This window comes from Streptomyces sp. NPDC001668, assembly GCF_042893155.1.
GTDB lineage: Bacteria > Actinomycetota > Actinomycetes > Streptomycetales > Streptomycetaceae > Streptomyces.
The window spans coordinates 453805-464996 of record NZ_JBIAUQ010000007.1; the positions used below are offsets into that span (position 1 = coordinate 453805).

Genomic DNA, 11192 nt, shown 5'->3' on the forward strand with positions numbered 1-11192 from the left:
GGAGTTGGTCACTTAGCGTTGCGAATAGGTAACCGTGCCATAACGGCGATCCAGGGCCCGTGCCCGACACGCCGGGCAACTCGGCAAGGTTGTGGCAGGCTGCACCCGGGCAGGCCACACTCGACTAGCGGAAGCAGCGACGCACGTGACGTCGGCAGGCACCACCCGGGAGGTCCCCATGCCCGAACTGCGTGTCGTGGCCGTCTCCAATGACGGCACACGGCTGGTGCTGAAGGCTGCCGACTCAACGGAGTACACGCTTCCGATCGACGAGCGGCTGCGCGCGGCGGTGCGCGGCGACCGTCCCCGCCTCGGTCAGATCGAGATCGAGGTCGAAAGCCATCTCCGTCCCCGCGACATCCAGGCGCGTATACGCGCGGGTGCCACCGCGGAAGAGGTAGCCCAGCTCGCAGGTATCCCCGTAGACCGTGTTCGGCGCTTCGAGGGCCCCGTGCTCGCCGAGCGCGCCTTCATGGCCGAACGAGCCCGCAAGACCCCGGTCCGCCGGCCCGGCGAGAACGCCGGACCGCAGCTCGGCGAGGCCGTGCAGGAGCGGCTGTTGCTGCGCGGCGCCGAGAAGGACACCGTCCAGTGGGACTCCTGGCGCCGTGACGACGGCACCTGGGAGGTCCTGCTGGTCTACTGCGTGGCGGGCGAGCCGCACTCGGCGAGCTGGACCTACGACCCGCCCCGGCGGCTCGTCCAGGCCGTCGACGAGGAGGCCCGCTCGCTGATCGGCGAGTCCGAGGACCTCGGCGCGCCGGAGCCCAGCTTCCCGTTCGTGCCGCGCATCGCACGGCTGCCGCGCGACCGTCCGCTGGACCGCGCCCTCGACCGGCCGAGCCTGCCCCCGGCCGAGCCCGCCGAGGAGGCCGTCGGTGAACGCGACTCGCTGACCAGCCTCTTGGAGGCCGTTCCGAGCTTCCGGGGCGACATGGTCGTTCCCGAGCGGCCGTCCGAGACGGCGAGCATCGAGGAACCGCCCGCCCTCGAGGAGGAGCCCGAGGTGGAGGAGCCGCCGGCCCCGGCGGCCTCGGCCGGTTCCGCCTACGCGGATGTCCTCATGCCGCGTTCGGTGGCCAGCCACCGCGACCGCCTGATCGGCGCGACCGACCGCCAGGCCGAGGCCGACGGCGTCCGCCCGGGCCGCAGAGCGGCGGTCCCGAGCTGGGACGAGATCGTGTTCGGGACGCGGCGGAAGAAGCAGGAGTAGCCGTTCCACGGCTGTGAGGGCCCGCCTCGGGCAGAGGCGGGCCCTTGCGCTGTGTGCCTACTGGGGATCGGGGCCCACGGCCACCGGGCGCTCCGGGTCCGAGGACCACTCCGACCAGGAACCGACGTACAGCGCGGCCGGGATGCCCGCGACCGCCAGGGCCAGGACCTCGTGGGCGCCGGAGACGCCGGAGCCGCAGTAGACGCCGACCTCGGTGTCGTCGCCGGCGCCGAGGGCCTTGAAGCGGGCGCTGAGCTCCTCCGCGGGCAGGAAGCGGCCGTCCGGACCGACGTTGTCCGTGGTGGGCGCGGAGCGGGCGCCCGGGATGTGCCCGCCGACCCGGTCGATCGGCTCCACCTCACCGCGGTACCGCTCCCCCGCGCGTGCGTCCAGCAGCACCCCCGCGCGGGCCAGCGCGGCGGCCGCGTCGGCGTCGAGCAGACCGGTCGCCGCGGGCACCGGCTCGAAGTCGCCCTCGGCGAGGGCGGGGCCCGGCACCGAGGACTGGAGCGGCCCCTGCCAGGACGGCAACCCGCCGTCGAGGACTAGCACGTTCGGGTGACCCGTCCAGCGCAGCAGCCACCACGCGCGGGCGGCCGCCCAGCCCTGTCCACCGTCGTACACGACCACCGGCCGCGCCGAGGAGACACCGGCCCGGCGCATCGCGGCGCCGAACTCCGCGAGGTCGGGCAGTGGATGCCGGCCGCCGGTGCCGGCCGGACCGGCCAACTCCCGGTCCAGGTCCACGTAGACGGCGCCCGGGATGTGCCCGGCCGCGTACTCGGCCCGGCCGTCGAAGGGCGCCTCGCCCGCCGCCTTGGCCACGCTCAACTGCCAGCGGACGTCGAGCAGGACGGGCGGGTTCGGGCCCTCCAGGGCGCTCGCGAGTTCGGATGCGGAGATGATGGCGTTCATGGCCACCATCCTCGCGCACGGGGTGGCCGCGTCGTCCAGGTCCGGCTACTGTGCTCCGCCGGACCGGCCCAATCACGAGGTGTACGGGAACGGGCACATGCTGTACCGCCGATCGACATCCGTGGGCCATCGCCTGGCAACGGCCGGGCAGCCGCGTGGCAGGCACCCTCCTGGCACGGGAGGCCGTGCGGCGGCGCGCCCGGGGCGCGCGGCACCGCGGGTGGTGCGAGCATCGGCACGGAGGTCCGGACACCGGACACGACACGGCCACCGCGAGGGGCCGAGGAGAGAGTGACCATGACCGAGGCAAGGGGGTCGGCCGCCCCGCCCGCTCGGCACACGCCCGGTACACCCTGCTGGGTGAGTCTGATGGTGCACGGGATGGCCGCGACCCAGGAGTTCTACGGCTCGCTGTTCGGCTGGGAGTTCATGCCGGGCCCGCAGCAGCTCGGACCCTACGTCCGGGCCCTGCTGGACGGCCAGGAGGTCGCCGGGATCGGCCAGCTGCCGCCCGACCGCCATCTTCCGGTCGCCTGGACGCCGTACCTCGCCTCGGACGACATCGACCTGACGGCCGAGACGGTGCGGCTGTGCGGAGGCACGGTGGGAGTGGGCCCGCTGGAGGCCGGGGACGCCGGGCGGCTGGTGATCGGCTCGGACCCGTCCGGCGCCGTCTTCGGCGTGTGGCAGGCGGCCGCGCACCTCGGCACGTCCGTCGCGGGCGTACCCGGCACTCCCGCCTGGCACGAACTGCTCACCTTCGAAACGGTGAGCGTCACCAAGTTCTACGAGACGGTGTTCGGGTGCGAAGGGGAGCCGGTGGTCTCCGCCGACTTCGACTACGTCACCCTCCACGTCGGCGGCCGCCCGGTGGCCGGTCTCCACGGCGTCGGCCATGCCCTCCCCCGCGACCGGGGGCCGCACTGGATGACGTACTTCGAGGTGGCCGACGCGAGCGCGGCGGCCCGCCTCGTCGTGGACCTCGGGGGTCATGTGCTGCGGCCGCCCCATGACAGCCCGCACGGCCGTGTGGCCGCGGTGGCGGATCCCGAGGGGGCGCGCTTCTCCCTGATCGAGAACCCGCGCTGAGGCCCTCCGTCAGACGTGCGCCCCGGTCTGCTCGACCGGCAGGACGTCCGGGGAGAGCGCGGCCGCACGGGCCGTTCCCGCGGTCATACGGCGGCGGTGGTGCCGCCGGCACAGGACCTCGTAGCCGATGTCGTCGGCCTGGTTGACGTCGCCGACGACGACTTGCGCGCCCTCGACGACCATCTCGCCGTTGACCGTACGGGCGTTGTGCGTGGCCCGGGCGCCGCACCAGCACAGCGCCTCGACCTGGAGGACCTCGACCCGGTCGGCCAGTTCCACCAGGCGCTGGGAGCCGGGGAACAGCTTGGAGCGGAAGTCGGTCGTGATGCCGAAGGCGTACACGTCCAGTTCCAGGTCGTCGACCACGCGGGCGAGCTGGTCGATCTGCTCCGGCGCGAGGAACTGCGCCTCGTCCGCGATCACGTAGTCCGCGCGGCCGCCGCGGGAGAGGTGGTCGACGAGGTAGGCGTACAGGTCCTGGCCGTCCTCGACCTCGACCGCGTCCGTGACCAGGCCGAGCCGGGAGGACAGCTTGCCCTCGCCGGCCCGGTCGTCCCGGGTGAAGATCATGCCCGTCAGGCCGCGCGCCGAACGGTTGTGCTCGATCTGGAGAGCCAGCGTGGACTTCCCGCAGTCCATGGTTCCGGAGAAGAACACCAGCTCGGGCATGGGAAGTCGAGCACCTTTCGGTTTCTGTGGGGGTTGCGGGCGGATCGGCTTCAGGAGCGTACTTCGAGCAGCGGGACGAGCTGCTCGGCGGGGGTCATCGAACCGTGGTTGCCGACCATCGCCGACTCCTTCGGTTCCCGCTCGGAGGCGATGAGCAGCACGTCGTCCCGGGCGGCGGCGATCACGTCGCCGATCCGGTCGTACACCCGCTCGTCGACGTGGTCCGGCGGCCCGAACCAGCCCGCCGCGATGGCCTCGTCCCGCGAGGCGACCCAGAACTGCTCGCCGAGCACCTCGCGCCAGCAGGTCAGCACGTCGCCCGCGGCACCGGGCACCGCGTAGACATGGCGGGCCCGGCCCTCGCCGCCCAACAGGGCGACCCCGGCGCGCAGTTCCCAGTCCTCGTCGAAGTCGATGCGGTGCTGCTCGTCGAAGGGGATGTCGATCATGCCGTGGTCGGCGGTGACGTACAGCGCGCTGTCCGGCGGCAGTTGCTCGGCGAGGCGCTGGACCAGGCGGTCGACGTACATGAGCTGGCCGCGCCAGGTGTCGGAGTCGACCCCGAAGCGGTGCCCCGCGCCGTCGACCTCGGCGTAGTACGTGTAGACCAACGAGCGGTCACCGGCGGCGAGTTGCTCGGCCGCGAGGTCCATGCGGTCCTCGCCGGACAGCCGCCCGTGGAACGTGCCGCCGCTGAGCGCGACCTTGGTCAGCGGGGTGTTCTGGAAGGTGGGCGAGGAGACCTGCGCCGTGTGCACCCCGGCCTGGTCGGCGAGTTGGAAGACGGTGGGGTACGGCTGCCAGACCCGCGGCGCGGTCCAGGGCTGCCAGCGCAGCTGGTTCATCAGCTCGCCGGTGGCCGGGTTGCGCACGGTGTAGCCGGGCAGGCCGTGGGCGCCCGGCGGACGGCCGGTGCCGACCGAGGCGAGGGAGGTCGCGGTGGTCGCCGGGTAGCCGGTGGTCAGGGGGCGGCCGGTGCCGCCGCGCGAGCTGGCCAGCAGGGAGGTCATGAAGGGCGCCTCGTCCGGGTGCGCCTTCAGCTGCTCCCAGCCGAGGCCGTCGATCAGGAACACGCAGTTCCGGTCGGCGGGCGTGAGCTCCTGGATCGCGGCGGTCGTGCCCGGTACGGCCATGCCGGCGGCCAGGGTGGGCAGCAGGTCGGCGAGGGAGCCGGTGCCGTACTCGGGGACGGGCGCGGTGTCGAGGGCCAGGGGTTCCGGGTGGTCCCAGGCGGAGGCGGGCTGCACCATCAGCGGGTGACGTCCGCGGTCGCCTCGGAGATGGCCTGCGCGAAGGCGAGCGCCTGGCGCACGGTGTCCGGGCCGTCCCCCGCCTCGCTGACCCGCAGGCTGAGGTCGTCCGCCGTGGAGCTGCCGGTGTAGCCGTGGTCCGCCTCGCAGTTGGGGTCGCCGCAGGCGGCGGGCTCCAGGTCGATGCGGGAGACGGCGCCCCAGCCGATGGTCAGCACGACCTCGCGGGGCAGGGTGCCCGGCTGGTACTGCTCCGGGTTGGCGACGACCCTGCTGACCACGACCGACGAGATCCGGCCGAGCTTCACGGACTCGGTGGAGGTGGTGGCGTACGGCGTCGGGGACGTGCTGTCCGCGGCCTGTTCGTCGGTGTGGCTCACGATGAAGCGGTTGCCGGTGAGGACGAGCACGGTCACGTGCCGTCGCACCTCGTTCTGGTCGAACGTCGTCTCCTGGTGGACCAGGTACGACCGGATGGGCTCGCCGCCCAGCGCGGCCTCCACCGCCTCGGCCACGAGGGCCGGGTAGTAGCCGCTGCGCTCGATCGCCGCACGCAGCCCCTGGGTCGTCGTACTGGTCTTGGCCATGACGTCCATCCTACGGTGGACCACTGACTGCGAGGCACCGCTCGCCCCCGCTCAGTACGCGGGAAGTGTCCGGGGGCCGAGGTCGTCACGGGCGGGCGGCGGCGCGAGCCGTACGGAGGCGCCGAGGACGCTCAGGCCGCGCGGGGCGACGACGACCGGCTCCAGGGTGACCGCGACGACCTCGGGATGGTCGTCGACCAGCCGGGACACCCGAAGCAGCAGCTCTTCGAGGGCGGGTGTGTCGACCGGGGTGGAACCGCGCCAGCCGAAGAGGAGCGGCGCTGTCCGGATCGAGCGGACGAGGGTCGTCGCCTCCCGGTCGGTGACCGGAATCAGCCGGTGCGCGGTGTCGCCGAGCAGCTGGGAGGCGGCCCCGGCGAGCCCGAAGGACAGCACGGCGCCGGCGGCGGGGTCGATGACGGCCCGGATCACCGTGTCCACCCCGCGCGGAGCCATGCTCTGCACGACGGGCCGCAGTTCGTCGGGGGTGCCGAACAGCTCGGTCAGCTCCGCGTACGCCCGCCGCAGCTGCTCCTCGTCCGCGAGGTCGAGGCGTACGCCGCCGAGGTCGGCGCGGTGGCGCAGGTGCGGGGCGGTGGCCTTGAGGGCGACCGGGTAGCCGAGGGTGGCCGCGGCCTGTACGGCGGCGTCGGCGGTGCCGGCGGGCAGGGCCCGGTGGACCTGGATGCCGTACGTGCCGAGCAGCCGGCAGGTCTCCTCGGTGCCGAGGGTGAGGCCCTGCCCGCGCGTGAGCAGTCCGTCGATCAGCGCGGCGGCGCCCTTCTCGTCGATGTTCTCGTACTCGGGCACCTTGCCGGGTTCGGCGGCCTCCCGGCGCCACTGGGCGTACTCCACGGCATCGGCCAGGGCCCGCACGGCGCGCTCGGCGGCCGGGTTGGCGGGGATGAGGCGGTCGCTGTTCTCGGGGACGGCCGGTTCCTTGGGGCCCGGCGTGGCGCGCAGCCGGTCCAGGGCGCGGAACGGGTGGTCGGCACGGATCTTCGGCGGGCCCGCGGCGGCCTGGGGTGCGGTGCTGGTCGCCGCCGACAGGGCCTCCGCGAGGCCGCCGAGCTCGACGTGGACCACGAGGACGGGTTTGCCGGGGACCTGCTGGGCCGCGGACCTGAGCGCCTCGGCGAGGGCGGCGTCGCCGGCCGATCCCTCGCCGACCGCCGGGATGGCCGTCACGATCACCGCGTCGTACGCGTCGTCGGCCAACACGCGCGCGAGGGCGGCGTGGAAGTCCTCCGGCGCGGCCGCCGTGGTCAGGTCCAGCGGGGTGGACGGCTTGAGTCCCTCGGCCACGCAGGCGTCGTAGGTGAGCAGGCCGAGCGACTCGGAGTTGCCGAGGATCGCCACCCTGGGGCCGGTGGGGAGCGGCTGGCGGGCCAGCAGCAGGCCGGTGTCGACGAGTTCGGTGATGGTGTCCACGCGGATCACTCCGGCCTGCCGGAGCAGCGCGGAGACGGTCGCGTGCGGCAGGCGGGTGGCGCGGACGGCGTGGCCCTGCGGGGCGGTGCCCGAGCCCTGCACGACGACCAGGGGCTTCGCAGCCGCCGTACGCCGGGCGAGTCGGGTGAACTTGCGGGGGTTGCCGATGGACTCCAGGTACATGAGGACGACGTCGGTGTCCGGGTCGTCGTACCAGTACTGCAGGACGTCGTTGCCGGAGACGTCCGCGCGGTTGCCGGAGGAGACGAAGGTGGAGACGCCGGTCACGCCGGTGACGCCGCCGCCGCGCCGGTGCAGCCGGGAGAGCAGGGCGATGCCGATGGCACCGGACTGGGCGAACAGGCCGATCCTGCCGGGACGGGGCGTCTCCGGGGCCAGTGAGGCGTTGAGGCGGACGTCCGGGGAGGTGTTGATGACGCCGAAGGCGTTCGGGCCGATGATCCGCATGCCGTACGCGCGTGCGTGCCGCACGAGTTCGCGCTGGCGCTCGCGTCCCTCGGGGCCGCTCTCGGCGTACCCGGCGGAGAGCACGACGAGTCCCTGCACGCCGTGGGCACCGCACTCGGCGACGACCTCGGGGACCTGCTCGGCCGGCACGGCGACGACCGCGAGGTCGACGGGGCCGTCGATGTCCCGCACCGAGCGGTGCGCGGGGATCCCGTCGAGCTCCTTCTGCTCCTCGGGGAACGCCTTGTTGACGGCGTACAGGCGGCCGGTGAAGCCGTAGTCCCTGATGTTGCCGAGCACGCTGCGGCCGACTCCTCCGGGACTGCGGCCGACCCCTACGACGGCGACGGAACCGGGCGTCAGCAGCCGCTGCACGGACCGCGACTCGGCGCGCTGCTCGCGCGCGTACTGCACGGCGAGCGAGCGGTCGGTGGGCTCCAGGTCGAACTCCAGCCGTACGACGCCGTCCTCGAAGCTGCGCTTCTGGGTGTACCCGGCGTCGGTGAACACCTTGATCATCTTGACGTTGGCGGGCAGCACCTCGGCGGCGAAGCGCCGGATGCCGCGCTCGCGGGCGACGGCCCCGATGTGTTCGAGGAGGGCGGAGGCGACGCCGCGCCCCTGGTGGGCGTCCTGGACGAGGAAGGCGACCTCGGCCTCGTCGGCGGGGGCGGAGGCGGGCATCCCGTCGGTGCCGATGCGGTCGTAGCGTACGGTGGCGATGAACTCGCCGCCGATGGTGGCGGCGAGCCCCACCCGGTCCACAAAGTCGTGGTGCGTGAAGCGGTGGACGTCCTTGGCGGACAGGCGTGGGTAGGGCGCGAAGAAGCGGTAGTACTTCGACTCGTCCGAGACCTGCTCGTAGAAGCTGACCAGGCGATCGGCGTCGTCGACGGTGATGGGCCTGATGCGCGCGGTGCCGCCGTCGCGCAGCACCACGTCGGCCTCCCAGTGGGCGGGGTACTCGTGCCGGTCCGACGCGCTCTGCATGGGCCCCAGAGTACGGCTCGCGTACGACAACGGCGCGAGGCAGTCTGTGGAGAACGCGCAAGAAGGCACAGGGACGGGAGTCGGGCCGAGGCCGCGGTCCGACGACTCACCCCGGAAGGGACTTCGGGTCCTGTCCGGAGACGCTTCACGTGTGGGAAACTGGTCTAGACAACCCTGAACACCGAAGGGCAGCATCACATGGCTGAGCGCCGCGTCAACGTCGGCTGGGCCGAGGGCCTCCACGCCCGCCCCGCTTCCATCTTCGTCCGGGCCGCCACGGCCGCAGGTATCCCGGTGACGATCGCCAAGGCCGACGGCAACCCCGTCAACGCGGCCTCCATGCTGGCCGTCCTCGGTCTGGGCGCCCAGGGCGGCGAGGAGATCGTCCTCGCCTCCGACGCCGAGGGCGCGGACGCGGCCCTCGACCGGCTCGCGAAGCTGGTCGCCGAAGGCCTCGAGGAACTTCCCGAAACCGTCTGAGTACGGGTGCCCTGAAAAGCACCGAGGGGCTCGTCCGAATTACCGGTCGAGCCCCTTCGCTTTTCCCTTTCACGGGCAGCAGAAATAATCCCCCGCGAATTACTCCTCTTTGTATACGGCGCCCGTGTTAATGCCGCACACCCGTCACGTTTACAGGATGTTGCGAGGTCCTCACACGATCGGTGCGCTCCGGCCCTGAGGTGAACCGCAGCCGGTGCACCGCACCCGAGCGCTCGGTGTGCAGCGCCGTGATCGCCCGCGCGCGCTCGCCGTCGCCGCGCGCCACCGCGTCCACGATCGCGCCGTGCTCCGCCCAGGTCTCCACGGGGTCGGCCGGCGCGTCCACGGCGTACATCCAGGCGATCTTGTGCCGCAGCTGGGTCAGCATCGAGGTCATGGCGGGGCTGCCGGAGGCCTGTGCGAGCGTCTCGTGGAACCAGCCCCCCAGGGAGCGCAGATCGTCGCTGTTGCCCCGCCTGGCCCGCTCCTGGCCCAGCCGGACCAGGCCGCGCAGCACCTTCAGGTGGGCCTCGGTGCGCCGCTGGGCGGCCCGGGAGGCGCCGAGCGGTTCGAGCAGCATGCGCATCTCCAGGAGGTCGGCACCCTCCTGCTCGGTCGGTTCGGCCACGCACGCGCCCGCGTGCCGCCGCGTCACCACGAAGCCCTCGGCCTCCAGCGTCCGCAGGGCCTCCCGGACGGGGACGCGGGAGACGCCGTAACGGCGGGCGAGCAGTTCTTCGGTGAGCCGGCTGCCGCGCTCGTAGACACCGGCGACGATGTCGTCCCGGATCGCCGTGCATACCGAGTGCGCCGGAATACGCATGTCCGACCTCCGTCTTAATCCCCGTGAAACGTCTCCGATTGACGTGTGTTCAGTGACTCTATTGCAATGAGCGCGAATTTCCGACGGCGGACTGGAATCCAGGGATATTTTTTGGACAACGGGGCCGCGGAAACGACGAAACCCCGGCTCGGGGAGCCGGGGTCTCGCGGAGATCGTGCGACGGGTCGTCAGACGTTCACACCGTGCGAACGCAAGTAGGCGACGGGGTCGATGTCCGAGCCGTACTCGGGGGTGGTGCGCGCCTCGAAGTGCAGGTGCGGGCCGGTGACGTTGCCGGTCGCGCCGGAGAGGCCGATCTGCTGGCCGGGGGTGACCGACTGGCCGACCGAGACGCCGATGGACGACAGGTGGCCGTACTGGGTGTACGTGCCGTCGGCCATCCTGATCACGATGTTGTTGCCGTACGACCCGCCCCAGCCGGCCTCGACGACGGTGCCGCGGCCGACCGCGTGCACGGAGGTGCCGCTGGCGGCGTGGAAGTCGACACCGGTGTGGCTGCCGGAGGACCACAGGGAGCCGCCGCTCTTGTAGCCGGTGGAGATGTAGGAGCCGGAGATCGGGGCGACGAAGGCGTTGAGGCGCTTGCGCTCGGCCTCGCGGGCGGCGCGCTCCTTGGCCTCGCGTATCTCCTTGGCGCGCGCCTCGGCCTTGCGCTTGGCCTCCGCGGCCGCCTTCTTCTGCGCGGCGGCCTCGGCCTGGGCCTCGGCCTGGGCGTCGAGCTGGTCGGCGAGGGAGTCGCCGACGCTGACGACGGGCATGAGACCGGTCTGTTCGACGGAGTTGTCGGCGGCGAGCGCCGGGGCGGCGATGGTGCCGATGACGCCGGTGGTGGCGAGGGCCGCGACACCCGCCGCGCGGGCGGTGGTGCGCTTGATGCGGCTGGGACGACGGTGCTTCCCGGTGGCGCAGGTGAACGCCATGTAGTGGCTGGTCCTTTCCTTCCCTCTCGCCTACCGGGTTAGCTGACGGGTTCGGAGCAGGAAGGTCTCCTACGGACCCCCTCGCGGTGCGCGGGCGTCCGATTCACCCCAGGGACTTGTGGTGTGGGTCCCCGGCTCCCCTGGCTCGCGCCATGCGGGGACTCGGCGATGACTGTCCGGTGCCGCGGGCGCGGCGCAGTGCCTGACGGACAGCCCAGAGGACGCTAAGCGGGGCCGCTTTCAATCCCCAAACCGATCAGGGTGTTTGTAGCGCATCCCACAGGGCAGACAGGCAACCTCCTGCCCAATTCGGACATCTAAGAGAGTCGGGTGCCG

General features: G+C 72.6%; 10 protein-coding genes and 1 riboswitch. Of the genes, 3 read left to right on the plus strand and 7 right to left on the minus strand.

Features of this window, described 5'->3' with window-relative positions; genetic code table 11:
* The first annotated feature begins 178 nt into the window (after positions 1-178).
* The gene (gene sepH, locus ACFYZ8_RS23950; RefSeq protein WP_359037219.1) at positions 179-1213 is read left to right on the plus strand and encodes a septation protein SepH; all 1035 of its coding nucleotides are present in this window, start codon (positions 179-181) and stop codon (positions 1211-1213) included.
* Positions 1214-1270: 57 nt separating this feature from the next.
* Here the strand turns inward: sepH and ACFYZ8_RS23955 are convergent, their stop codons facing one another.
* Complete coding sequence (locus ACFYZ8_RS23955; RefSeq protein ID WP_359037221.1) at positions 1271-2137, minus strand: sulfurtransferase; 867 nt, start codon at positions 2135-2137, stop codon at positions 1271-1273.
* 288 nt (positions 2138-2425) lie between these two features.
* Between ACFYZ8_RS23955 and ACFYZ8_RS23960 the strand changes: the two genes are divergently transcribed.
* The gene (locus tag ACFYZ8_RS23960; protein ID WP_388537314.1) at positions 2426-3217 is read left to right on the plus strand and encodes a VOC family protein; all 792 of its coding nucleotides are present in this window, start codon (positions 2426-2428) and stop codon (positions 3215-3217) included.
* A 9-nt stretch (positions 3218-3226) separates the two neighbouring features.
* Here ACFYZ8_RS23960 and ACFYZ8_RS23965 read toward each other — a convergent pair whose 3' ends face one another.
* The 4 genes from ACFYZ8_RS23965 to ACFYZ8_RS23980 are packed head-to-tail and all read right to left on the minus strand — an operon-like array spanning position 3227 to position 8612.
* Positions 3227-3886 (minus strand): thymidine kinase, encoded by a 660-nt coding sequence (locus ACFYZ8_RS23965; protein WP_359037225.1) that lies wholly within the window; start codon positions 3884-3886, stop codon positions 3227-3229.
* A 50-nt stretch (positions 3887-3936) separates the two neighbouring features.
* On the minus strand, positions 3937-5136 hold the full coding sequence (locus ACFYZ8_RS23970; protein ID WP_359037227.1) for a nucleotide pyrophosphatase/phosphodiesterase family protein: 1200 nt from the start codon (positions 5134-5136) through the stop codon (positions 3937-3939).
* The gene (locus ACFYZ8_RS23975; protein WP_388537316.1) at positions 5136-5732 is read right to left on the minus strand and encodes a DUF5998 family protein; all 597 of its coding nucleotides are present in this window, start codon (positions 5730-5732) and stop codon (positions 5136-5138) included. The genes ACFYZ8_RS23970 and ACFYZ8_RS23975 overlap by 1 nt, the downstream gene beginning before the upstream one ends.
* 42 nt (positions 5733-5774) lie before the next feature.
* The gene (locus ACFYZ8_RS23980; protein WP_388537318.1) at positions 5775-8612 is read right to left on the minus strand and encodes a GNAT family N-acetyltransferase; all 2838 of its coding nucleotides are present in this window, start codon (positions 8610-8612) and stop codon (positions 5775-5777) included.
* Between the two features lie 198 nt (positions 8613-8810).
* Between ACFYZ8_RS23980 and ACFYZ8_RS23985 the strand changes: the two genes are divergently transcribed.
* Positions 8811-9092, plus strand: a complete 282-nt coding sequence (locus ACFYZ8_RS23985) for an HPr family phosphocarrier protein (protein ID WP_007385204.1) — start codon at positions 8811-8813, stop codon at positions 9090-9092.
* A gap of 127 nt (positions 9093-9219) precedes the next feature.
* On the opposite strand, the gene ACFYZ8_RS23990 is transcribed toward ACFYZ8_RS23985, so the two are convergent.
* Positions 9220-9915 carry a GntR family transcriptional regulator gene (locus ACFYZ8_RS23990; RefSeq protein WP_359037232.1) on the minus strand — a complete coding sequence of 232 codons (696 nt, stop codon included), beginning with the start codon at positions 9913-9915 and terminating at the stop codon, positions 9220-9222.
* 188 nt (positions 9916-10103) lie between these two features.
* On the minus strand, positions 10104-10856 hold the full coding sequence (locus ACFYZ8_RS23995) for a M23 family metallopeptidase (protein ID WP_359037234.1): 753 nt from the start codon (positions 10854-10856) through the stop codon (positions 10104-10106).
* Positions 10857-10868: 12 nt separating this feature from the next.
* A riboswitch (cyclic di-AMP (ydaO/yuaA leader) is annotated at positions 10869-11034 on the minus strand.
* Positions 11035-11192: the final 158 nt, after the last annotated feature.